This is a genomic window from Clostridium ragsdalei P11 (genome assembly GCF_001675165.1).
GTDB classification, from domain to species: domain Bacteria; phylum Bacillota; class Clostridia; order Clostridiales; family Clostridiaceae; genus Clostridium_B; species Clostridium_B ragsdalei.
Genome location: NZ_LROS01000055.1, coordinates 88,772 through 111,781, shown reverse-complemented (window position 1 = coordinate 111,781; position 23,010 = coordinate 88,772). Strand labels below are relative to the sequence as shown.

General features: G+C 26.1%; 28 protein-coding genes. 2 read left to right on the top strand and 26 right to left on the bottom strand.

Annotated elements, in window-relative coordinates; translation table 11 throughout:
* Positions 1-2: 2 nt before the first annotated feature.
* From CLRAG_RS16735 to CLRAG_RS16620, 24 genes are all read right to left on the bottom strand, one after another.
* Positions 3-737 carry a hypothetical protein gene (locus CLRAG_RS16735; protein ID WP_065079449.1) on the bottom strand — a complete coding sequence of 245 codons (735 nt, stop codon included), beginning with the start codon at positions 735-737 and terminating at the stop codon, positions 3-5.
* Positions 738-1,658 carry an N-6 DNA methylase gene (locus CLRAG_RS16730; protein ID WP_065079448.1) on the bottom strand — a complete coding sequence of 307 codons (921 nt, stop codon included), beginning with the start codon at positions 1,656-1,658 and terminating at the stop codon, positions 738-740.
* 133 nt (positions 1,659-1,791) lie between these two features.
* Positions 1,792-2,490 carry a hypothetical protein gene (locus tag CLRAG_RS16725; protein WP_154105015.1) on the bottom strand — a complete coding sequence of 233 codons (699 nt, stop codon included), beginning with the start codon at positions 2,488-2,490 and terminating at the stop codon, positions 1,792-1,794.
* Positions 2,491-2,506: 16 nt separating this feature from the next.
* Entirely contained in the window at positions 2,507-2,695 is a 189-nt protein-coding gene (locus CLRAG_RS16720; RefSeq protein WP_065079446.1) for a hypothetical protein, read from the bottom strand.
* 1,541 nt (positions 2,696-4,236) lie between these two features.
* Positions 4,237-4,659, bottom strand: a complete 423-nt coding sequence (locus tag CLRAG_RS16715) for a hypothetical protein (RefSeq protein WP_083985781.1) — start codon at positions 4,657-4,659, stop codon at positions 4,237-4,239.
* Positions 4,660-5,012: 353 nt separating this feature from the next.
* The gene (locus tag CLRAG_RS16710) at positions 5,013-6,254 is read right to left on the bottom strand and encodes a hypothetical protein (protein WP_065079444.1); all 1,242 of its coding nucleotides are present in this window, start codon (positions 6,252-6,254) and stop codon (positions 5,013-5,015) included.
* 46 nt (positions 6,255-6,300) lie between these two features.
* Positions 6,301-7,212: a hypothetical protein gene (locus tag CLRAG_RS16705; protein ID WP_065079443.1), complete on the bottom strand. Its 912-nt coding sequence runs from the start codon at positions 7,210-7,212 to the stop codon at positions 6,301-6,303.
* Positions 7,213-7,572: 360 nt separating this feature from the next.
* Positions 7,573-9,099 (bottom strand): DEAD/DEAH box helicase family protein, encoded by a 1,527-nt coding sequence (locus CLRAG_RS16700; RefSeq protein WP_065079442.1) that lies wholly within the window; start codon positions 9,097-9,099, stop codon positions 7,573-7,575.
* A gap of 22 nt (positions 9,100-9,121) precedes the next feature.
* The gene (locus tag CLRAG_RS16695) at positions 9,122-9,310 is read right to left on the bottom strand and encodes a hypothetical protein (RefSeq protein ID WP_083985780.1); all 189 of its coding nucleotides are present in this window, start codon (positions 9,308-9,310) and stop codon (positions 9,122-9,124) included.
* Between the two features lie 85 nt (positions 9,311-9,395).
* Positions 9,396-9,911 carry a hypothetical protein gene (locus tag CLRAG_RS16690; RefSeq protein ID WP_065079440.1) on the bottom strand — a complete coding sequence of 172 codons (516 nt, stop codon included), beginning with the start codon at positions 9,909-9,911 and terminating at the stop codon, positions 9,396-9,398.
* A gap of 41 nt (positions 9,912-9,952) precedes the next feature.
* On the bottom strand, positions 9,953-10,720 hold the full coding sequence (locus tag CLRAG_RS16685) for a hypothetical protein (protein ID WP_065079439.1): 768 nt from the start codon (positions 10,718-10,720) through the stop codon (positions 9,953-9,955).
* Between the two features lie 231 nt (positions 10,721-10,951).
* Positions 10,952-11,182 carry a hypothetical protein gene (locus CLRAG_RS16680; protein ID WP_065079438.1) on the bottom strand — a complete coding sequence of 77 codons (231 nt, stop codon included), beginning with the start codon at positions 11,180-11,182 and terminating at the stop codon, positions 10,952-10,954.
* Positions 11,183-11,203: 21 nt separating this feature from the next.
* Complete coding sequence (locus CLRAG_RS16675; protein WP_065079437.1) at positions 11,204-11,776, bottom strand: hypothetical protein; 573 nt, start codon at positions 11,774-11,776, stop codon at positions 11,204-11,206.
* A gap of 2 nt (positions 11,777-11,778) precedes the next feature.
* Positions 11,779-12,096: a hypothetical protein gene (locus CLRAG_RS16670; protein ID WP_065079436.1), complete on the bottom strand. Its 318-nt coding sequence runs from the start codon at positions 12,094-12,096 to the stop codon at positions 11,779-11,781.
* Positions 12,097-12,110: 14 nt separating this feature from the next.
* Positions 12,111-12,326: a hypothetical protein gene (locus CLRAG_RS16665; protein ID WP_065079435.1), complete on the bottom strand. Its 216-nt coding sequence runs from the start codon at positions 12,324-12,326 to the stop codon at positions 12,111-12,113.
* 221 nt (positions 12,327-12,547) lie between these two features.
* Complete coding sequence (locus CLRAG_RS16660) at positions 12,548-15,868, bottom strand: hypothetical protein (protein ID WP_065079434.1); 3,321 nt, start codon at positions 15,866-15,868, stop codon at positions 12,548-12,550.
* A gap of 88 nt (positions 15,869-15,956) precedes the next feature.
* Positions 15,957-16,352 (bottom strand): hypothetical protein, encoded by a 396-nt coding sequence (locus CLRAG_RS16655; protein WP_065079433.1) that lies wholly within the window; start codon positions 16,350-16,352, stop codon positions 15,957-15,959.
* 37 nt (positions 16,353-16,389) lie between these two features.
* Entirely contained in the window at positions 16,390-16,890 is a 501-nt protein-coding gene (locus CLRAG_RS16650; RefSeq protein WP_065079432.1) for a hypothetical protein, read from the bottom strand.
* Positions 16,891-16,892: 2 nt separating this feature from the next.
* Positions 16,893-18,185 carry a ParM/StbA family protein gene (locus CLRAG_RS16645; RefSeq protein WP_065079431.1) on the bottom strand — a complete coding sequence of 431 codons (1,293 nt, stop codon included), beginning with the start codon at positions 18,183-18,185 and terminating at the stop codon, positions 16,893-16,895.
* A gap of 113 nt (positions 18,186-18,298) precedes the next feature.
* Positions 18,299-18,946 (bottom strand): hypothetical protein, encoded by a 648-nt coding sequence (locus CLRAG_RS16640; protein WP_065079430.1) that lies wholly within the window; start codon positions 18,944-18,946, stop codon positions 18,299-18,301.
* A gap of 223 nt (positions 18,947-19,169) precedes the next feature.
* Positions 19,170-19,817: a helix-turn-helix domain-containing protein gene (locus tag CLRAG_RS16635; protein WP_065079429.1), complete on the bottom strand. Its 648-nt coding sequence runs from the start codon at positions 19,815-19,817 to the stop codon at positions 19,170-19,172.
* Between the two features lie 436 nt (positions 19,818-20,253).
* A complete protein-coding gene (locus tag CLRAG_RS16630; RefSeq protein ID WP_065079428.1) occupies positions 20,254-20,643 on the bottom strand; it encodes a hypothetical protein in 390 nt (129 codons plus the stop codon).
* A gap of 28 nt (positions 20,644-20,671) precedes the next feature.
* Positions 20,672-20,857 (bottom strand): hypothetical protein, encoded by a 186-nt coding sequence (locus CLRAG_RS16625; protein ID WP_065079427.1) that lies wholly within the window; start codon positions 20,855-20,857, stop codon positions 20,672-20,674.
* A gap of 14 nt (positions 20,858-20,871) precedes the next feature.
* Positions 20,872-21,243: a hypothetical protein gene (locus tag CLRAG_RS16620; protein ID WP_065079426.1), complete on the bottom strand. Its 372-nt coding sequence runs from the start codon at positions 21,241-21,243 to the stop codon at positions 20,872-20,874.
* A gap of 197 nt (positions 21,244-21,440) precedes the next feature.
* On the opposite strand from CLRAG_RS16620, the gene CLRAG_RS16615 reads away from it, so the two are divergent.
* Positions 21,441-21,647 (top strand): helix-turn-helix domain-containing protein, encoded by a 207-nt coding sequence (locus tag CLRAG_RS16615; protein ID WP_338030892.1) that lies wholly within the window; start codon positions 21,441-21,443, stop codon positions 21,645-21,647.
* A gap of 33 nt (positions 21,648-21,680) precedes the next feature.
* On the opposite strand, the gene CLRAG_RS20675 is transcribed toward CLRAG_RS16615, so the two are convergent.
* Positions 21,681-21,833 (bottom strand): hypothetical protein, encoded by a 153-nt coding sequence (locus tag CLRAG_RS20675; RefSeq protein ID WP_154105013.1) that lies wholly within the window; start codon positions 21,831-21,833, stop codon positions 21,681-21,683.
* A 135-nt stretch (positions 21,834-21,968) separates the two neighbouring features.
* On the opposite strand from CLRAG_RS20675, the gene CLRAG_RS16610 reads away from it, so the two are divergent.
* Positions 21,969-22,289: a hypothetical protein gene (locus tag CLRAG_RS16610; RefSeq protein ID WP_065079424.1), complete on the top strand. Its 321-nt coding sequence runs from the start codon at positions 21,969-21,971 to the stop codon at positions 22,287-22,289.
* Positions 22,290-22,313: 24 nt separating this feature from the next.
* Here the strand turns inward: CLRAG_RS16610 and CLRAG_RS16605 are convergent, their stop codons facing one another.
* Complete coding sequence (locus CLRAG_RS16605) at positions 22,314-22,934, bottom strand: restriction endonuclease (RefSeq protein ID WP_065079423.1); 621 nt, start codon at positions 22,932-22,934, stop codon at positions 22,314-22,316.
* Positions 22,935-23,010 lie beyond the last annotated feature (76 nt).

The window sequence follows — 23,010 nt, the reverse complement described above, 5'->3', positions numbered from 1 at the left end:
TACTATTTACTCCCCTCTAATTTTTTAAAATTATCTTTTATTAATAATTCTTCAATTTTTCTTTCCAGCTTGTAACTTTTACTACATATGAAACTGTAATCTACATACACTCTGTCAAATATGTTATTTTCCGTACAAAAAGAAAAAGTGGTATTATAGAATTCTTCTTTACAAACAATTCTTCCATACCACCATAAACGTGTTTTTTCATTCCAATTCTTTTCATTATGTATTTTTGATTTATATGTATCTTTTTTTAAATCATCTATGTATATATCAATTCTGCCTAAACTTTTATCCCAATCTTCAGGAATAATCCAGTGCTTATTAATACTAAAATTAAAGGTAAACCTTTGTATATTGTCATTATTAAAATTATCATCTACACCTAAAAATTCATTGCAATATCTTAATAGTTGATAATTATTATCATAAATTCCAGCTACTCTACCTTGTTTATTTGTAAAATAAAAAATGGACTTGTTACAATCCATTAATCTTATTTCCTCTTCTTCTTCAATTCTTAAAGATCTTTCTTTTTCAATTACCTTTTCATCTTTCTTGCTTACTTCATATACTTTACCATCAATTAAGCAGTTTCTTTTAATTTTATCAAGGTAATATTCATAAGTATTTTCACATTCAAAGCAAACATAAACTTTACTCTTATCCTCCTTTAATTGATATTCTGAATATTCACCATTATTTATTTCTTTATCACAACAATAGCATTTCAATTAAGCAGCACCTTCTTTCAGTAAAGCATGAAGTCCATTATAACTATCACTTAGAGTATTTAAGTGATAGTCCCCACTTAAAAATAACCTGAATTGCATTGCTAAACTTTTCATTTCAAGCTTTATATCATCTTTATCAGTTAATTCACCAACAAATATTGTTTCTTGCTTCACACCTTTTTGAAATACAATCAAGTTTGTGCCAACACTTGTACCTAATATACCAGCATTTTCAAAGGTTTTAGAATCTAAAGGAAATAATCCTTTTAAGGCCACTTTACTTCTCATCCATTGTCTTAATTTTGCAGTACCATTGCCGTTGAATAAATGTCCTCCTGGAAGCACTAATGCTATAAATCCTTTATTCTTACATTTCTTAATACATAAATCAACAAAACAATCAACCAATTTATTATTTTTAGCTTTACCCTTGTTATTATTCCATTCACACATATACTTTGTAGTACCTGTAAATGGCGGATTACCAATAATAAAATCATAATAATTATCTTGAATTTCATCCGCTCTATCTAAACTATTAAAATTAGTATGAAAATTAACTTGTTTATAATCTTCCCATGCTGTAGAACCAACTAAAGAATTATTCTCATCCAATTCAAAACAATCAAATTGGATTTCATCATCTAGCTTTCCATATTCTTTAATAAAAGGTCTTACCATATTCCCTATACCTGCACTTAAATCAGTAACTTTACTTTTTCTTATATCTAATAATTGTTTTATAAAATTGCATATTTCATAAGGCGTGAAATAACTATTATTATCCTTGCTTATTCCTGTATAAACATTTAACATTTCTTCTTTTTGATCTATTGTAAAAGGTTGATTCTCCTTTATTTTTTTAATAATTTCCATATTATAATTAACACTTTTTAACACATCTTTATTATTTTTACCCATATAATTCCCCCTAATTTTTGCATAAAAAAAGAACTTATATTTCTATAAGCTCCTACTTTATAATACATATTTTTTCATACTTATCTATGTAAAAAAATTAAACAATATTTTTTATTTTAATAGTCATTATTAATTAAGGTGTTTTTTCTAAACGTTCAACTCTCCCCATAATTTTTTTGATTGAATTAAACATATTTAAATATTCACAATCCTTACATTCATGTATATTTTTTATATTTAGCATTCTACTTAATCTATTAATAATTTCACATAAATCCCTTTTATCAATTGCATCTTCTTTTACTTGTCCAAATAAAGTTGATACATGAACAAATCTAGCATCATCTAAAAATAAAACACTATCTGTCTTTTTATCATCAACAGTAGTTTTTACATAATATCGATGTGGTATTTTTTTTGATCTTGCCTTAATATTATTGTAATATTGCACTCTTTCATTGTATTCTTCATCTGTATTAAATTTTTCTCTCTCTGGCTTTTTTAAGCTTTCCATTGGTATTATAAATACGTTATTATGATATTGCTTACAAAACTCCATGTCTTGAAATATCAACACTGGCCTTGTTTTAGCCCTAGTTACAACAAACAAATCTTTTTTCGCTTTATTATCTCCATTTTCATTTCTGCTAGGAATAAATCCATTACTTTTTACAACTATTTTACCTGTGGATTGAAAACCATTAATTTTTTTACTCTGTTCAAAACATTTATCTAGATCATCATAATCGTCAAATTCAAAAAAGCCCAATGGATTTTTCTCAATAAATTGAAAACCATTTAGAACAACACTATAATTTTTTATTTCATCCAATTCCAAATTTCTCACCTTACATTTCTTTTGAATAAAATTTTGATATGAAATCATCATCATCAAAAAAAATATCTTTTTCATATATCTCAACTTTATCTTTATTAATTGTTATATTAGTATTTTCACGCTCATTTTTCATATCTGATATTAATTTATTATTATAATTACATCTTTTAAATTCATCTAATTTAATAACCTTACTCATATCAACACCTCCATTAAATATCTTTAATGTTTATTGTCCATATAAAAAATACGTGATAGAATATAATTTACTTTTAATACATTTTTACTTTTTAAATTATTTTATATTCTAAATAAATCTTTTAAATTCATTTACAAATTCAACAAAATTTTTTTAAAAATTTATGGAATTTTTTTTAATTTTTTCTTTTAATTTTCTTTATTATAGCACATAGAAAAAGAAATGTGAAGGAAAAAACTTCACTCTGAAACTAGATATTATCATACCTGAGCACAATATTAAGTAAAAATAACTAACCCATTTGTTACCGTTACTTGATAATTTATCTACTAAATTTATAACATCTTCAAAGTCCTTATATACCAACACTTTCCGCTCTTATAGATAAAACCTCTATAGCCATTGATATATAAGGGTTTTAGTCACTTTAATTCCTATATCATCAAATAAATCAATCCTATATGCAGTATATGACTAATTATACATAATAACATTGTAGATTAATTTAAATGTAAATATAGAGGATGCTATATGATAGGACATTAAGTACCTCTATGCAACTAAGTGTCACAAAATGTAACGGGTTAATTTTGCTTCATGAAGTGGATAGTTTCTATCCCAATCCAATTTTGGATTATGGTAAATTTGACATGAGATCAAATAATTTCCACCCATGGACAACTCTATATTCTTATGTCCTAGAGTGGGACACTAATTTGTACTCGTCAACTTGATATTTACAATTAAAGGTATAGCCATAATGACTGTAGGTATTCATATTATACTTCCACCTTTTGTAGGGAGGACTAAATTTCGTCCCCCGATTAATAAATATCTCATACTCAATGATTGCTTATCAAAATTAATTGGATAAGTGAAAATTCCCCCTATAGGGAATTAGGATCACACATAGTGATTATCCTGCATGAACCATTAGAAGCTGTTGACTCTGTGATAACATATAATTGGTTATCCCTGAGAAGGACATCCATTTTTTTCTCCTGATATGTTGAGAAGTTCCGCTGCATTTAATATGCTTAGGTATTCGTTAACGTTTGGAACGGTAACGAATATAATTAATTTTCCTATATCCTAAATTAAACTTATGACACTACTGATAGATTTAAAATCCGTTATCACTGAAAATGATATCAAATTAGGATGATAAAAAACTGACTAAATTAAACTTAGGTAGTAATACTCCCTATAAATATCACCTGTTTTCCCCAACTCTGGGGATTATTCTTATAAGAAAACATACCGTTTGAACCGACCTGTTTTAAACGTGATGCCATTTTGGCAATATGCTTTAATAGATTACCAAACTTAGGTATCCTTATTATGAATATACCTATAACTGACCTTTAAATGAATACCAGTTAATTTTATATGCAAACCCATGGCAAGGGAACGCTGTATTTAATAATGTCCTTTTGAGAACCTTACTATTATATATTTGTAATACTCTCAGGTGTAACGATATCAGCGACACGTTATAGTTATCCATTAATAAGCCACATAATTCTATATTATACTAAAAATTATACCTTTACGTGATAAAACATCTTAAAACACTTATATAAGCCGTATAGAGGTATATTAAAAAAATTTTCTTGTTCTTCTTGAGATAATTTAGCCCATATCTTATATGCTGTAGTTGATTTTAAAGCATTATGTTCAACCATTGATTGTAATTCTGGTATTAATGTTGTAAGTTTTTTATAATTTTGTAATGTATCCACGCTAATACCTATTTGTTTTGCTAATTGTTCTTGAGATTTTTGCTCAGCCGAATTATTCGGGTCAGCTTTTTTTATATATTGATTACTTCCATCAGATGCACTACCTTGTCTAATTCCATAAATCCTTTCAAGCTCCATAATACATTTAGCCATTTTCATAGGATTGCAGTTCCCTATTCCACGTTGCATGATATTTGTACTTATTAAATCTTCTAATATCATATCCTCTCTTGGAGTTCCTGTCTTTTCATCAAATTCAGGATAATGTACTATATTACATGGAACTTCTAATATACCTATCTCTTATATAATTACCCTTTCACATAGATATATGGTTATATTAAACATATAAAGCTACTACAGTACTTTGAATGTATAGATAATATAAATATAAGTAGTCGATTTAAAATCTACTGGTATGCCTGTACGCTTATTTTGGAGTATCTTCTCTATTGTCAACTACAAATGTAAATTTAATTTACAGTAAAAACATACTATATATTGTATGTATGTTATAATCCATATACCATATGTAGTAGATAAGTTGCAATAAAATTCAAATTTTATATAATCTTCTAAATTTCATTTTTTGCAGGAATATCAAATACCATTATAGATAATAATATTTCTCTATTATTATCACTTGGTTGAGTAAAAATATATCTGAACTGTGTTTCTCGCTGTATGTTAACTACTTTTTTAAAATTAGGATGTGCTTGTACTAATTTAGGTATTTTGTTTAAAATATTGCTTAAATTCTTATTTCTATTGAATATTAGTATAGCTCCTTTAGTATCTCTCCAACACATGTAACTTAAAATTTGATTTATAGTGTCAATAAATACTTTATCGCCCTTCCAGAACTTACATTCTCCTATAAATACATTTTTACCATTTTCTCGTAGCAATATATCTGTCTTACCATTTGCATTAAATGTCTCTCCCGTAGCTTTGCCCTCATATATACCATTTAATTGAACTAAAAAATGCTGCCTTAAAGATTCCTCATCCATTTTACTAAATGCTTCAGGACACCTTTCCATAACCATACTCATATTATTCAACGTACCAAGAATATCTTCATATGTTGACATATCAATACTTGGTTCAGGTACAAATGTCTTTTTATTTACTAAAGGTTTTGCTATTTTTACAGTTTTCTTATTTGTTGGAATCACATATGTTTGTACGTATTCAGTATTCTTTCTTAAAGGAATCCCTAACGATGATACTAAATTTAAATCTTTTAATAACTTATTTTTCCTATTAGTAAATAATTCTTGCAAGTAACTTTTTAAATTATCATTAAAAGGTTTTATATCTGTATTAGTCCATGATATATAATCTTTTATTGTTCTAATGTCACTATTTAAATTATCTTTTATTCCCTTACTTGTTAAATTTGCTCCTTCATAAACAAGTAACAAATCACTATTTGTAATAACTCCTATAGGAAAAACAGTTGAAAATGTAGAAGGTCTTAAATAAAATAAATCTCTATCTCCTTCATAAGGTATTCCAATAGTAATAGAATTTCCCTTCACATAATAAGGTTGACTTCTATCAAATATTACTCGATCCCATTCATGTGAAACATCTATATTCCTTTCTTTTTGATCAACTATGCTTATTTGTTCATCATGCAAAATTAATTGGTTAATTATATATTTATTATATAAATAATCAATATAATCATCCTCATTAACATTTAATATATAATTAGATTCCTGGCCTTCTATATCTTTCTTAATATTTTGCTTATGTGCTTCAATTGTACTGCGTAAATCTCCTTTAGTATAAAACAAATAATTTCTCATATATTCTACACTTCCTATATTTAATATAAAATTTTAAACTTATCCTTTATAAATTATGTTGAAATGAATTTTCTAAAATTGCTTTAATAATCGGTAACAACTTTTCATATAACACAGTATGCATTTCTTTAGTATTTAAATCATGTACAATATTATTTCTTGTGATAATTATATCTTCTATATCTTTTTCACATATGTTTTTTGTCTGAAAATGACATTTATAATCATAAATACGTTTTGATTGTAGATAATAAAATAATATTTTTGCCCTATATTTAGTTACTTTTAATTCATGTCCTAATTTTTTTTCCAAATCACACTTTGCTTTTTTAAAATCTTTAGATTCATAAATTTTTTCAAAGAAATAATAAAGCAATATGTATTTAGATATGTCATCATGCTTAGAAGTGGCTTCTATAAAAAATGAAATATTATCAATATCAAATTGTTGTTTAGGTAATGTAGTGTTTACTTGCTTGATTGTAAGAGTTTCAGATCCATATATTTTCGCATATTCACATAAAGCTTTTGCTATAAATATTCCTTCATTTATACCATATGAAACATCTAAATTAAAATAATCACAAGTAAATATTGCCGTTCCAGAGTTATTAATATCTAATTCTAAAGAAGTAAAGAAAGATAAACATTTACAATAATCACAAACAAGATCATAGCATTTAGTCCATTTAATAGCTTCATTAATCGCTATCTCTAAATTCCATTGTGAATAATCTTTTTTTTCTATATTAAGTTTTTTTATTTTTTCCATATTAAATTTTTCGATGTGTATAAGTCCAATATAACAATTTTCCTGTTGAAATTTATCAATACATATATCAAAATACGATTTATAATTTTCACAATTATTATTTATATTATTTTTAAGTTCAATTACACAGAATATTTTTGTATAATTATATTTTTGTAAATCATCATTACTTGTTATTGTATTCATAATTCATCTCCATCTATTATAGAAAATATTTACACATATAATATTAGTGTAATTTTCTATAAAAATCAAAAAATTCTATCCTCGATTTATTAAATCTTTGTGAAAGTGGAACGCCCTTAAAGGCGTGGAACTTGAATAAAGTTTAATAAATCGAAAAAACCGTCGGAGACAATAATAAATATTATTTTTATATTGAGTTGAAGATCAAGAGCAAAGGTAAATTGCAAAGAACCGCAATTCACCTTTTGTCGGACTAGCGTCCTCCATATAGATTATTTTTTATTTTTTTAAATCTATTTTGATTATTTAAAGCTATATTAAAGCGGTATCACTTTTGTGGATTATCCTATATAATATAGGTCACTCCACATTTTTGATACCGCTGCTATTATCATAATCAATTTTACCAATTATCCATACAGTATGTAATTTTCCTTCAACTTTAACTCTCTTACTTTTAATAATATAATCCATCTTATTTGCTTCAAAATAAGCATTAAATTGTTTAATAGATTTTTGTATCCTACCTCTACTATCTTTTAATCCTATTAATTTAATTAATTCTTTTTGCTTATCTTTAAATAATCTCTCACCTACAATACTATCTAAATACACTAATAATTCATCTTGTTTCTGTTGTTTTTCAATTTCTTCAAGATATTCAATTTTTCTAATAGTTGAACCTAAGTGTTCTAATACAAATTCATCAAATCCAATCTTTTCCGCTTTCTTTAAATTCTTAAGCTGTATCAAATAGTAAATATATGTATAATAATTAAACATTAAATTTCCTGCTTTACTATTCTGTTCTTGAGTATTATCAATTTCTTCTGGTCTAGCATAATAGAAGCAAGGGTTGTTTTCTATGTCTCTAGTATGATCTTTAACAAAATTTTCTCGGTCATAGTAATATTTATTAGCATCTTCCAGTACTGCATTTTTAATTGTACGTATAGAACCATTCAAACTTTTTTTACTATGATTTTTAATATAAAATATACAGGTATCTGTAGTATCAATAATCCTTTTTCTTCCTAAACATTGTTGTAACTGGTCTATATTATTTAAGTCAGTTATTATGTATTTGATATTTCTATCTATAAGGGATACTCCAACATCTAGTGCTGTAGTAGTAATTAATATAGGTTTTTCAAAAGTTATTAAATCCCTACTATAGGTTTTTATACAATCCTGATTGTATTTTCTATATCTACAAAACCTGCTACAAATAAAATTTGCTTTATTCTTATATTTATCAAACAATTTTTTAGCTCTATCTAATGTTTTACTGAAATATATGCATTTTTCGTTATCCTTTAAATTATTAAATATGTCTTCAACTGTACTATCATCATAATAAAATACTACTTTTTCAACATAATCATAGTTATATGGAATAGTATATATGTTTTCTTTTCTAGTAGTAAATCCTTTATTTTTTAACCAATTAAATATATTTTCTCCAGTACCAGACATAAATATATTGACAGCACTATTTTGTTCCATTTTAAAAAAATCAAATATTTTATCAGTATAGCGGTTCCAGCCATCTGATGTGAAATAATGGCATTCATCATAAACAATATATTTATAATTATACTGAAGCGGTTTATGCTTTATTAATCTTGTTTGAATTGATTGATATGTAGTAACGTATATGGTATCATCTAAATCTAAATTATCTACAAATCTTAATAAATCATCCTGCAATTTTTTTCTACTAACTAAATATAAAATTCTTTCATTTCTTGATTGCAAATATTTTGCTAAGGTATTTAGTATAAAGGACGTTTTTCCGCTACCTGTAGCACCATCTAATATAATTGCACCTTGTCCAAATTTCCAGTTTTTATAATCTTCTTTTACTAAATCAGTTATTGTTTTCATAATCTATACACCCTTTCGTAATTTATCCTTCATACTTATTTCCATAATTTTTCTTTAAATTAACCAGTTCATGCAATGCATCCATAAATTCTGGAGTTCTTTCAAATGAATAGATAACTCCATTTTCTGTATTGAATTTATAATATCTATATCCCAAATAGCTCATTGCTTGAGCCATATATTTTTTCTGTATGTTATAAGTTGCATTCATTAAAATCATCTCCTTATGTACTAGAGGAGAATAACCTTTATCTATTGGCCATCCCCCTCCAATATCCTTATTCCTTTATATGTATTTATGCAGCCCTCTTTAATTCCTTAAGAGATTCAAATAATATGTTTTTATATATGCTAAATTGTTCCATATCAACTTTATTTGAATCTAATTCTCTATATTTAAGATATATCTCATGATTGATTACATCTTCTTCAGCCAATAATTGTGATTTTTTCACTAGATCATAATCTTGGTTGTTTCGTAAATTTTCCAGTTTATATTCACATTGATATATTTCTTGTATTTTCCTATTGAGATATTTTTTTGCTTTCTTTATTTCACGTTTTAGGGGCAACAAATTCTGCTGATATACTGAATCAATAAGGCCACGAATAATTGTTTCCTCTGTATCGTCTTGCTTTAATTTATATGTATACTGGTATTTGTCCTCACCATCTGTTATTTTCAATACAATATATCCGTTGTTTTGTGATAATTCAGTTACATCTAAACCTTCTTCTCCTAGATAAATCTGCTGTCCTATATTTATAGCACCCATCATATTTTGTAATACATCATTTAATTTCTTTTTCATAATATATAAATCTCTCCTTTTTCTATATTTTAATTTAAATTTTATATGTAGTAGCTGTATATACCACTGTTCCGATATGTACGTGCAAAACTAAATAAATTTGTATTATTTATTGGTATTCCTTTGCCTTGTTTGAATTCTTGGCAAACAAAAAACTCCTGCTTAGGGAGTTCTAAACGAATATTAAATATTTTTTTTAATTCTTTTAGTTTTATATTTGTATGTAGGTATCCATCTTTGCATTTAATATCTGAATACAAAGAGTATTCATCCATTATCCTATAAAAATATTCTTGTGTATGTTTTTCTAGTATATGGATTAATTGTGGATAACCTAGGACATCGCTTATGTAGTATTTTGCTATGTCTTTATCAAAATAATAGCTTTTGAACATGGTATCTATTGCTAATAATATTTCTAATTGCTCCTGTGTAAAATTATCTGCACTGATATTTAATAATGATAAGACAGTGATAATGCTGTTTCCAGCAAATTTCTTTGTATAGTTTGTAAATCCAATTCCTGCAAACCTATTCAAATTAATACAATTTTCATTATCATTGTAGACTACGTGGTTTCCAAGACAACGACCTTTTAAAATATCCATGTCTACACCGATTAATTTATCACCTGTATAATCTTTGCTTTTATATGTTTTATAAAAATCATAAAAATATTTAATATTCCATTTTTTATATAAAGATAAATAATAACAAGACATTAAACTGTCAATATCATCCGAAAGACAAAGGTCATACTCACCTTCTTCAGTCCACCATTTAGGTATTTGTTCTATGTATTTGTTCATTTTCGTTAAGGAATATATTACATTCTCTAACTCTTCTGTATTTTACTCATAATTTTTTCTTAGTTATATATTATTTCTTAAATCTACTCTCATCTACTCTAAAGAAGAGTAGATTTATGTATTATTTCCCATCTTTTCATCCCTTTCATATTTCAATTTTGTACTTCCTCTAATATCTCTCATTACTCCAAAACCTCCTATAATCTTTATAATCCTTAAACTAAGATCCTTTTATTTCTTTTTACAATTATATTTAATTCGTGATTTAGTAACTATCTCCAGTAGATTGTATCCCTTTGGATTTCCATTTTTAATAGCCCAGTATGCTAATTTTTCTGCTTCATCAATAGATATCCAATCATCTCCTTTTGCATGTTTTGTTCTAATATTTAATGTATTACCATTCTTATCTTCAAAAATTGCATTATTACCATTTAAATCATATGTACCATAATTTTTCATATAATTTCTTCCTTCCATAAGTTATTCTTTTTTATCTTTATTTTCTATGAGAAGCTGCAACTTAGCTACTTGCAATAATAGATCATGCTTCTTTTTAGAATCTTTTTCTTCAGAATATAATTGTTCCAACTTTTTAAGTTTATCCTCATCAGTCATTTGTGCTTCCTCAACTTTATCTTTAATATCTTTTGGTAAATTCTTGATACTTTCATTAATTTCATTATTTACCTTGCTTATATCTTGTTTAAATTTATTGACTCTTTGAACTAAATTTATAAACTGATTGTTAATCTGATCTATAAATTGGATAAATAGGTTGTTGGGTGGCAAACTTAATAATGCTTTAAAATCCTGAAGTGATATATCCATTTCTACATTAGTAATTATGGGAATTACCTTATAAGTCAACTCATCATATTCAATTGCTTTCCCCGTATTAATTACAGCACTTACTTTATTTAGTAGTTCTTTACTTAAAGTATGAAATTTAATTTTACCTATTAATCCAGGTTCCACTATTTTTGATTGTTCCTTACCTTGTTTATCAATGTAAAATTGAAGTTCTCTATCCTGATTAAAATCACTTATTTTCAAAATTATTCCTCTCCTTCTCTGTTATTCATTTCATTCGAAATCTCTTGCAATTTTGCTTGAATATTTTCGGCTTTTGCTTCAGCTTCAAGTATATTATCCTGACAATGTTTAGCATCAAAAATATCTCTTATCATCTTATTTTCTTCATTGCAAACATTGTTTAGTTCATTAATAAAGTATTTTTGATTTTCAATTATGTCAAAATATAAATCCAGTTGGCTTTCAGTATACTTTTTCTTAAAAACATAATCATATAATTCATCTGTCGGCTTCTTTTTTAATTCTTCTTCTCTTGCTTTTCTTTTTTCTTCTAACTTCAAAATGTTCACTCTCCTTAATTTAATTTTTTATTTATTGAGTTTATTTCATATAAAAATCCTTCAATAAACTCATTTAAATTATTTGCTTTTTCTTTAGACAAATAACCTCCACCTATAAAATGTGATACTTGTGTTCCTGTAAGCCCTACCTGTTTACCAATCCAAGTATACGTTATACCCTTGAAATTTTTTAAATATTTAATTTGTTTTATAAGCTCATTTTTTAGCACTTTTCATCACCTCTCATTTACTTATTTTCTTAGAATTCATATCTATTTTTAGTTGTAAAAAAATAAAAGTACAAAATCACTTGATATTATATAATTATAGGTGTATAATATTGATAGTATAGGGTGTACCTATCTCCTATAGTAATATTTGCAAATATCCCATCAAACCCCTAATATTAAAGGGCTTGTTTAAGTTTTACATTCCAACGTTTTTTAGGGTACTATTTAAACCTATTTCTACATTCATTAATATCCATATATTTCTTACTCTGACCTTCCTCTTTGAATTTGCCTCTTTTAAATTTACAAATAATTTTTGAAAAATCTGTACTATGTTCTACAGTAATAATATCATTGTGATTAATAATAACTTTTTTTAATATATCAAAATATTTTCTACTATCAATATCTGCCAACTTACATATATGTATTTTAGTAATTGCACCCTTCTTATTTTGCTCAATTTCAAAACAAAATTCTCCCTTAAAGACCTTATTGAATTTGCTTATAATATATAATGCTTTAAGAAGATTTCTTTCATCTTTATTTCCTATATTTTTGAAAACATCTAATTCACTATCAAAAATTTCTACTTGTTTATCTTTTTCTTCATTCTTAAATATACTAATATAAATTTTATTCTTTTTATTATTGATCTTCTTAAGTTTTGATATTTTCTCTTTTCTATCTTCATAACCTAATTTAGATTTTTTTACTACAAGAGATTTTCCTTTTATCCTGCGAGATAGTTCACTACCAAAACAATTCCATAATAGAGATTTATCTAATTTATTAAAATCCTTATCTCTGTAAAAAGCAAATACAATAAAATCAAGTAACTTTTCTTTAGTCAATTTTAATTCTTTATGTTCTAAAATATTCATCAGTTCCATCTTTGCATAAGTATAAAATATTTTATATCTATCATCGTGTTCTTGTTTTATATCGCTGCTACAAAATATATTATTATTTTCCTGACTATTATACTTAGATATTTCATCATATTCTTTCTTTAAATCTTTTAACAAAGGTTTTATATATTTTGTGTATGACACACTATTATCATATTTTTTATCTTTAAATTGCTCTGTATTTTCCTCACTATAGAAACAAGTAATATCTTCTGCTTTTTCTTCAAGTTGTTCTTCTTTATTCTTTTTTAATTCATCATCTATATTAGCTATTTCCTTTTCCATATAGTGACATAATCTATTCATTACACAATTGGTATCAGAAAATATAAACTTCTTATCTTCACCATATAGCTCTCTATTTTCATTCATTATTTTTTCTCTACTAACTTCATGGTTGTATATATATCTTTGAAAATATGGCTTTTGAATATTTTTTAAATATTCTTCAATTTCACAAGGGATAGTTGCAGCTTTACCAGTTTTCGCAAAATCTATTATTTTACTGCATACAACACTCATAATTTTAATATATCTTCTTACTTTAGTTCTTTCATTATCATCTTTAGGAACTACACTCCATAACTTAGTTATTTTATTTACGGCTTTTCCTATATTATTGCTCATACCCCTAATATCTGTATCTATTATTTCATCCATATCAGTTATTTTATGCATCTTATTTTCATCATTTTCTTGATCTTTTAATGATATTGGGACTATAGTATTTGTTTTTTGCTCTACTGAACATCTTACAAGTGTTTTATCATTTGTACTAAGTACATGGTCGTTATCATAGTCAGCTCCCCCAATATGTAAAGCTAAACTATCATACATAGAAGTAACTATTCCTTCAGTCATATATTTGTAATAGTCATTAGGTTGCTCTACAACGGTAACTGGAAAATGCTCATTGCTAACATGAGGAAATCTTATAACATCAATCTTCATATTTAATTCTTTAAGTTTTTCTTTCATTGATAAATATTTATTATAATCATATCCACATTTCATATTTTCTTTTTTATCATTTAATTTTTTAGTAAAATAATTTATATACTCATTAACCCAATATTTAGAATATATTGTATTAGCTTTTAATCCACCTGTAACTTCTAGTCCAAAAGCATATTGTGCTAGTGCAAACACATCTGGTATTAAAGTTTGATAATTACCTGGCACAAAAATACATCCTTTAAGTGTTCTTTTTTTAAAACCTTTTATATCCTCTTTGATTTTTTGTTGAATATAATTATCATAAAATAAATCTTTATTTTCATTTAATGCCTTATAATATGGAGGTATCCTTTTCTGACATATAAGTTCTCCTATTTCATTTTCTTGAGAATTAATTACACCTCTATACTTTAAAAATTCATTTACATCCGTACTTATCTCTTTAATCTTTTTAGCCGTTCTACTGCATAAATTTTTAATATCATCGTCTGATAATTCTAATGATTGAATTGGTTGATAACTCAATAAAACTTCATGCTTTAAATTTTTTTCTGAATATTTAGATATATTAAACGTCCTTTTATATCCATGTAATTCTTTATCAAAGTTACTTTTCCATATTGTAAAAGCTTCTTCTTGACCAAAATTTTCATCATACTGCTTATAAAATTTAAACTGGCTCTTAGTCAGAATCATGCTAATATTATCTTTAAATAAGTCCCATGTATGTCCAAATACGTCTTTAATTTCGCTTTTGAATTCCTTTGCAAACTTCTTCAAATCAAAAGTATATACATTGCCTTTAATCCCTGGGATAGCTCTAAATTGCCAACTAGAGGGTAAATAATCAAGTCCTAAATTTTCCTTCCACTGTTCAGCTAAACGTACATCAACCAATCCCGCACCATCAAAAGGAGTTATTTCAATTTTACTTTTTTCAGTACCTTCTTCAATTTCATAATTATCTTTATTATTTACTTTCTCCTTTTCTTTAACATAATCAAAAACTTCTTCAATTTTCCTTGCATAATCATCTATAACAACAAAATTGGGAGTTATAACTGGTGTACTGTCTGTAGAAGCCATAGCATAATAAGAATTAAATTTACTAAATGCAGGATGCTCCATATCTTCTGGAAGACCGCACAATAGAATTTTATTCATCTTATCAAATAATCCTTCTCTTATAAATACCACTTTTTTATTCCTAACGTTACCTGAACTAGCCATTAACCTTTTAAACAATTCATTTTTATATTCTATATCCATATTATATTTGTATTTTTCTAAAGATTTATTGCGTGTACGATTAAACTTATTATTTTTAATTTTGCCGTTAAATTTTTTATAATTTAGCTTCGGTTTTCGTGTAAATATTATATTAACCAATCCAGAATCAGATTTTATAATATCTCTATATTTATCAATATTAACTGACATAGTAATTAAATCTTTAACATAAGTAAATCCACTCAAATCTTGACTATTTCTATCAGGTGCTAAAATTTTAATAATTCTAATTGTTTCAGGTTCTTTTACTAATGTAAATGACTTCTTTAACTTATTCTCATTAATTCTAATTTCTACACCTGTTTGCTTTCCTTCTTTATTAACCATTCTCTTACAATTCTTTAGTTTTAATCTTAAAATTTTATACATTTTATCTTCTGCCATTCATTATCCCCCTTTAAATTTTTTAACCCATTTTTATAATAAGATTCAGGAAGGACAAGATAGTTTGTCCCTCTATGACCTTCTTGTATTATTCTGTAATTAAATTAAAATCTCCATCTTCATTTTCTTGAATAACTAATGCATAATGTACATCAATATACTTTTCATTAAGTTCTTTCACATACTTTGTTTTCGTATTGTCCCAATTGTATATTTTCCATTTATATTCTGGTTCTTCTTTAAAAATTGGATTATTAATTCCTACAGTAATTGTATTATCTTTCCACTTGATAAAGAAAAATCTATTCGGATCACTAAAATCATTGCATGTACTAATTGCCCATCCTATGCAATCATCTTTTGATTTAAAGTTACTACCCATTAAAACCATTGACGCATCATCATTTTTACATCTAGGTGCATCAGCAATAACAATCTCATTTGAATTTAATCCAATTTCCTTTAATTTTATTAATCCATTCATAATTTTTCACCTTTTAACCTTTCAATTTTCTAATAATTTACTTATTCATAAAACTATCTTGTGATTTCCATATAGCCATTAAATCAACTTCATTATTATTTATATCTTTATTCTCAACTTCTTCTTCAGTTATAAGATCGGCAGCATTAAACTTATCACCAGTTTGGGTAGATTTAATTTCCTTTTTGTGTTTATTTTGTGTATTGTCAGTAACCATATTTTCACTAATTGGTGTATCTTTAGTAACACTATTGTGTGATTCTTGTGTCTCTTTCGTAACATCTTTGTGTTTTTTACGTGAATTATTAGTAACTGGATTTACACTTTTATGTGTAGTATTAGTGCTATTTTCATGTACTTTTTTTGTAGTTTCCGTAACGGAATTTTGAGATGCAGCATTTTTACTTTTAACATACTCATATAAAACCATCTTCATAATATCTTGTTTATTTGGCATATCTTTAAAATACTGATATATAGCATCATCAATAAATTTTCTTTCAGAAAAATACATATTAACTCTTCTATCATCAGCCATTATTATTCACCTGCTGCTATTTTATATTTAGTATCTAAAAACTTCTTAGAACCTCTTACGTTTGTAAATACTGGATCTTCCATTACTTTAATATTACCTTTTTCAAAATTAAGCCCTTGTGATTTAAATAATTCCATAGCACCACCTGTAAAATTAACATTGACACAAGTATCAAATTTTACAACCTTATTTGTTTCACTTAATACTTTTTTTAGATATTCTTTTAATAAACTTTTATCATGACTGCAAATCCCATCTTCTATTAATTGTTGTATATTAGATATGTTTACCGTTCTGTTATCAATCTTGTTTATAAGCTTGTCATAATATTCAAAAGTACCTAAATCATCTATTGTATCTACTGTAAGAATACGATTATTCCTTGTTTTTATCAGGTTTATCGTTTTAGATCCCACGTCACAGATACTTTGCATTCCATTGTGATTTTCAATTAATGGTATACTTGCAACTCCTTCTAAAAACATTTCTACATTTTTTATATTTATGATTAAAGTATTTTCATTTTTATCTATTCTATAAGTACACATGTAGCTATCTTTTTCCTTTATTTTGTTAATATATTCTTGCGTTTCATTAGCTTGGTTAATTGGTGTAAGCATAGATAAATTCACATCAACTTCATCTGCATCTATTTTATCTAAAAATAAAGCTCTGCAAATCAAATAGTAAAGAGTTGGTATAAAATTTTTATCCTTCTTAGATTGACTTTCTTCAAATTTATCATCATCATTAGCTATAACATAATATCCTTGTTCATCACTTAATTGAATGTAATCATTATCTGCTAATTTATTAACTTGTCTTTCTTTTCTTACTTTATTTACAAAACTAAGAACCTTATCATCTATACTTCCCTTTGCATAGTTATTTCCAATATCTGCACTTATATTTTTAGTTATTTTTTTATTTTCCATATTTACCCCACCTTCCACTAATCTTGAATAAATTTTACTAGATATTTCTTCATCACTCATACCTTCATTTATCATTTGTTTTGTAATTTGTATTATTTTAAGATCTACATCCATCCATATTGGTTCAGTATTTGAATTTGATACATTTACCTTACTTAAATCAATTTGCAGATTTCCTTTTTCATTTTGATCTTTATTGGGTTTTTTAAACCTCCAACTTATATTGCTATCAATTCCATATTCTTTAGTTATACTTATTGCAGTTTTCCCCATATTCTCAGGTTTTTCCAAAGCCGTCGAAAATCTAACACCTGAAATGAAATAACGGTTTTGAAAGAAAAAATTTTTATTTCGCCCCATATAAAGTCCTCCTGTATACTCTCTAATTTTGTTGTAGTAAGGAAATGAAGATAATCTTCACTCCCTGCTACATCTTCATAATATGTTCTCTTTCTTAATATTTTTATAAGTAATTAATGTACTTCATCCAATACATGGTTTATCTGCTTCTCAACATTTTCATCAGTAATATGTTCTAATTGTTCCGTATACAATTTCATAATTTCTGTAGCTTTTTTATAAAATACCTTTATATCAGTACCTTCTTTTATAAAAGTTGTAGAGTATATATCATGGTTCTGATTATCTATGCAAATTTGGCAATACCATCCTTCTGGATAATCCTTATATTCCTTCTGTACAAGATGTACCAATTGCAATATATAATCTTTATTCCACTTAATAGCTTGGCCTAAAGTTGCAGTTTTGGATGTTGTTGGATACTGTCGCCCTGGATATTGCTTTTTCCAACTATTAATATAAAAATGCTCCCTTGCTTCTTTACTCTTATACTTAGTTTTAATATCAAAATCAGCATCATCTAATATCATTGGTGCAGGTACAAGTTCGTTATAACTTTCTGTAAAATTTACTTCTCCATCACTTATATCATGTATTGTTGCATTACCAGAGACACCTACACTACCATCGCTATATTCTTCTAATCCTTTAAATTCTTCTTCTGCCTTTTCCCTTATTTCCTGTTCGGTTGCATTGTCCTCTACTTCTACCTTTTGTATTACCTCGCATACTGCATATCCACTTACACTTACTTTTTTCATACTCATTTTCCTCCTTGAATTTCATCTTTAATTTTGTGTTTAAAACTTAGTTATTGTGATATAATATAAATGATTTTTAAATTACATATAGTAGAGTAGTGTCGCCAAACTCAACTCTACATTTAAAATTATATTTTTATTGGGGGTATGGTATTTTTCCATGCCTTTTTACTTTTCTATCCATAATTTTTCACCTTCTTTCAATGCATATATTTTTTAACCTTCACCATGTTTTACTTTCCTTATTATATTCTTTTATATCTTTAGCAATTTTTCTAACAAATTTCTCGGAATCAAAAATTTTTCCATAAGCAAGTTGTACACCCATTAATACTCTTTTTATAGTGTTATTATCTATATCTGTATTATTCACTAATTTTAAAAACCTTTCATATAATTCTAATATTTCATTAGCGTGACCTAATCCATAATCCCTATATTCATCATTATTTTCTTCAAATTGCCTATCCATTGAATCTTTTATAGCTATTAAAAGTTTTTTTTGATTCAAATTGTAACTATTTAAGCTAAAATCAAATAATGCACCTTCATCTATACTAGTTTGTGTTACAATTATTTCTTCTCCTGTGTCTGGATCTGTAATTGTGTCCTCATATTCATATTCCGAATTTTTAAGTTCACTATTCAATTTTATATTTTGAATTTCCATTCTATCTATTTCATCCAGTTCCTTTTGAAAATATTTTTCTGGAATATTAAATATTTTTGAAAGAACAGGTAAATATTTTTTAGATACATTTTGTTTTCCTTTAATCCACAGATTAATATTTTGCTTTTTTATACCTAATTTTTTTGCCAATTCTTGATGTTGCATATTATAAAGATTTAAAATATATTCTAATCCTATCAACCTAATTCATTCCTCCTGTATTGTTTCAAACAATATTTATTGTTTAATTAAATATTACCACGATATATTGTTTCAGTCAATATTGTTTCAGAAAATATTTCAAAAATTATTTTATTGGTATTTTTTATATTGTTTATCTCCCTCCTATTCAATTTTAAGTAAAAAAAGTGCTATTATATAGAGATAATATAAATAGTTCACCTAATAGAATTAACATCAAATTAATTCTAATCACGAAACTATTCTATTTTTCTCTATGTAATAGCACTTACGACTATAAAAACGCCACATGGCAATAATTTCTTTATTTACTTAACGGTTATTATTATATTACCTAATCATATCCATGTCAACACATTTTTTCTAATTTCTATCTTATTTTCATAAAATGCTACTACTTTAGCTCAATAACTATTATTTTGTCATATTGTTAGTTTTATTCATTTACAGCTATATCCAATTCAGTTCCACTTCTAAAAAATACGCTTACTCCACCAAGTAACAGGTTTTCATATATACAGTAAACGTCCTCTACATCTATAAAAGTATAAGGTTTTTCATCTATAGATGATAATTCCATTCTATAGTTACCTTTTATATCCTTAAATTCTCCTATCTCTAATTCATTCATAAATAACGGAATTGAAACCTCTCCAATTAGATCAACCATTACATCTTTACCTTCAAACTTTTTTAGTTGTTTTTTTAATTCTTTTCTATTAATTTCTACTTGTACTCTCTGTGTTGCCTCATATACCTTTATATCCTTAAATTCATTTTTTTCATTTTCAGCATACTCTCTAACTTTATTCATCACTGCATTCATTTAAATAATTCCTCCTCTTATTATTCAATTAACATATTCTACAAAATTCTTCATAGGTTAGCTTACTTCTTACCCTTACAGGTATTGTTCCCTCAATGTAAGCAGTAAATACGTGCTGCTTATCCTCTCCTTGTTGCGGTACATAATCAAACGGTACAATTTCTCCAAGCTTGTCCTGTAACTGCTCTTTTTTAACTTCAAATATATTGCTCATATTACTCCTCCTCCCTAAACATAATCTTGTATTTTTTCTTGAACCCTTACGTGATACTGCCTTTTCTCCAACTTTTTAATTTTATTATTGATACTTCCCGCCATATGTTCAAATTTCTTCTTTTGAGAACGTGTAAAAGAATCTATTTGACTTATAATTTCAAGGTCATCTTTAGCTTTTCTCCTAATTTTACGAACTTGTTTAATTTCCTTGATAATTAGCCATGCATGATACATTCCCTTTATATCAGTTAATTCTATTTCATGCAGTAAATCACAAGTTTTTAAATCACATTTGTGTACAAGATTATATAGTCGCTTTTTTTCATTTGAAGCATCTCGTAATATATTAGTGATTTGTTCTGTATACTCTAATGCCAAACACATAATTTCGCCTCCTATTATTGATTTTCCAACCATAAAAGTGATATAATCTAATTGTCTAAGTTAGTATCTCACCTTCGGGTTAGGTACTTTTTTATTTATCTTATAATTTTATGATACTATTTTCGTATCACAATGTCAATACTATTTTCGTATCATCTATAGTATAATATTTGCAGGAGGTGATACTATTGATAAAAATGAATCTACTTTCAAAGATGGTTGAAAAAAACCTATCTCAAAGAGAATTATCTCAGTTAACAAGAATACGACAGGCAACTATTTCTGCTTATTGCAACAACACATTTAAAATGATATCTAGAGAACATTTAGATATATTGTGCAAATTTTTTAATTGTAAAGTAGAAAACCTAGTTGAATTTGTAGAAGAAAAGGTAGAAGAATAATCCTCTACCTTACTTTTTATGTTCCATTAATTCTTAAAGATGTTTTACTTTTTCTTGAATCTTTTCTGTAGTTTCTTTAATTTTGTCAATATCATACGTATTCAGGTTAATACTGGTGCATTCACTTTTAATATCATCTAATTTACTACTAATTTCCTTCAATAATTTAATTATCTCGTCTTCCATGTTCTCATCTTCCCTTTTTACTGTAAATATTCTATAAATTAAGGGAGACTCCTCTGCTAAACAACTGAATAATTTTGAATAATTTATCCTTTTAAACATAAAATGCTATAAGATCAATTTAAAGGAGATAATATTATGCCATGTAATAGTTTCTTATTAAAAGAAGATATTTGTAGACCAAGAACATTTACTAAAAAACAAACAATGCCCTTTTTAGAAGCTACCATGTTAAACGATTTTATTCTTAAAGAAAATATTCAGAAAAATGATAAAGAGTTATATAAACTTCTATCACAATGTAATATTAATTATGTTTGTTATTATGAATATGCAAAATTTATATATAACAGATATAAAAATGGATATTTTACATTCCTATGTAAAGAAGAACCTGCTATAGAATCTATTATAGATTTGCTGTATTGGTCATTCGGTGATCCCGCTACCTTTTATTAAATATCTATAAAATAAAATTAATATTCAAGCCCCGACAACATGTAAAACTTCTGGACTGTTTATTTTTTTAATCATTCTCATAATATCATTTAACGTTATAATTTCTATTCTAATATCACTATTCTTCTCTAATTTAACTATATAATCCCATGCATTTTGATGTATATTTCCTGTAGTAATTATAATTCCTCGCTTTATAGTATCTGCAACCATTGCTCCAACTAACTTTTGGCATATCTCTCTACCAATCATAAAATCTTCTGTAACTGTTGCATTTTCTGTATACCTTTTGCACTCAACAAATATAGTGTTATCGTCAGCATCAATTAAAATTAAATCTCTGCCTTTATCATTCGCTGCTGGCGTTAGAGTAACAGATTTATATTTGCCTATATTTTTAAATAGCCATTCAGAAAATCTCTCAAATTGTCTACCTTCCATATATTCAATTTCATGTTTAATTTTATCTAAGTCCTTTATAGTTAAAACTCTATTTTTATACTTTCTACTGTAATCTGCTATAAACTTATAATCTTTATTTACAAATATGGTAATCCAACTATATATTATTATTATTAATCCAATACCAATTAATATTAAAGTAAAATTATCTATAATAAAAAATAATATATCTACTAAAAACATTTTACCACCTCTTATTAAACATTATGGGTAAATTCTATTTATTTTATACTAAATATAATACCTAAAAAAAGTACCA

Excerpts from the sequence above, each read along its gene's own strand:
- CLRAG_RS16730 (WP_065079448.1), bottom strand. The coding sequence starts at position 1,658 with ATGGGTAAAAATAATAAAGATGTGTTAAAAAGTGTTAATTATAATATG.
- CLRAG_RS16720 (WP_065079446.1), bottom strand. The coding sequence starts at position 2,695 with ATGAGTAAGGTTATTAAATTAGATGAATTTAAAAGATGTAATTATAAT.
- CLRAG_RS16715 (WP_083985781.1), bottom strand. The coding sequence starts at position 4,659 with ATGATATTAGAAGATTTAATAAGTACAAATATCATGCAACGTGGAATA.
- CLRAG_RS16710 (WP_065079444.1), bottom strand. The coding sequence starts at position 6,254 with ATGAGAAATTATTTGTTTTATACTAAAGGAGATTTACGCAGTACAATT.
- CLRAG_RS16705 (WP_065079443.1), bottom strand. The coding sequence starts at position 7,212 with ATGAATACAATAACAAGTAATGATGATTTACAAAAATATAATTATACA.
- CLRAG_RS16700 (WP_065079442.1), bottom strand. The coding sequence starts at position 9,099 with ATGAAAACAATAACTGATTTAGTAAAAGAAGATTATAAAAACTGGAAA.
- CLRAG_RS16695 (WP_083985780.1), bottom strand. The coding sequence starts at position 9,310 with ATGAATGCAACTTATAACATACAGAAAAAATATATGGCTCAAGCAATG.
- CLRAG_RS16690 (WP_065079440.1), bottom strand. The coding sequence starts at position 9,911 with ATGAAAAAGAAATTAAATGATGTATTACAAAATATGATGGGTGCTATA.
- CLRAG_RS16685 (WP_065079439.1), bottom strand. The coding sequence starts at position 10,720 with ATGAACAAATACATAGAACAAATACCTAAATGGTGGACTGAAGAAGGT.
- CLRAG_RS16680 (WP_065079438.1), bottom strand. The coding sequence starts at position 11,182 with ATGAAAAATTATGGTACATATGATTTAAATGGTAATAATGCAATTTTT.
- CLRAG_RS16660 (WP_065079434.1), bottom strand. The coding sequence starts at position 15,868 with ATGGCAGAAGATAAAATGTATAAAATTTTAAGATTAAAACTAAAGAAT.
- CLRAG_RS16655 (WP_065079433.1), bottom strand. The coding sequence starts at position 16,352 with ATGAATGGATTAATAAAATTAAAGGAAATTGGATTAAATTCAAATGAG.
- CLRAG_RS16650 (WP_065079432.1), bottom strand. The coding sequence starts at position 16,890 with ATGGCTGATGATAGAAGAGTTAATATGTATTTTTCTGAAAGAAAATTT.
- CLRAG_RS16645 (WP_065079431.1), bottom strand. The coding sequence starts at position 18,185 with ATGGGGCGAAATAAAAATTTTTTCTTTCAAAACCGTTATTTCATTTCA.
- CLRAG_RS16640 (WP_065079430.1), bottom strand. The coding sequence starts at position 18,946 with ATGAAAAAAGTAAGTGTAAGTGGATATGCAGTATGCGAGGTAATACAA.
- CLRAG_RS16630 (WP_065079428.1), bottom strand. The coding sequence starts at position 20,643 with ATGAATGCAGTGATGAATAAAGTTAGAGAGTATGCTGAAAATGAAAAA.
- CLRAG_RS16625 (WP_065079427.1), bottom strand. The coding sequence starts at position 20,857 with ATGAGCAATATATTTGAAGTTAAAAAAGAGCAGTTACAGGACAAGCTT.
- CLRAG_RS16620 (WP_065079426.1), bottom strand. The coding sequence starts at position 21,243 with ATGTGTTTGGCATTAGAGTATACAGAACAAATCACTAATATATTACGA.
- CLRAG_RS16615 (WP_338030892.1), top strand. The coding sequence starts at position 21,441 with ATGAATCTACTTTCAAAGATGGTTGAAAAAAACCTATCTCAAAGAGAA.
- CLRAG_RS20675 (WP_154105013.1), bottom strand. The coding sequence starts at position 21,833 with ATGGAAGACGAGATAATTAAATTATTGAAGGAAATTAGTAGTAAATTA.
- CLRAG_RS16610 (WP_065079424.1), top strand. The coding sequence starts at position 21,969 with ATGCCATGTAATAGTTTCTTATTAAAAGAAGATATTTGTAGACCAAGA.
- CLRAG_RS16605 (WP_065079423.1), bottom strand. The coding sequence starts at position 22,934 with ATGTTTTTAGTAGATATATTATTTTTTATTATAGATAATTTTACTTTA.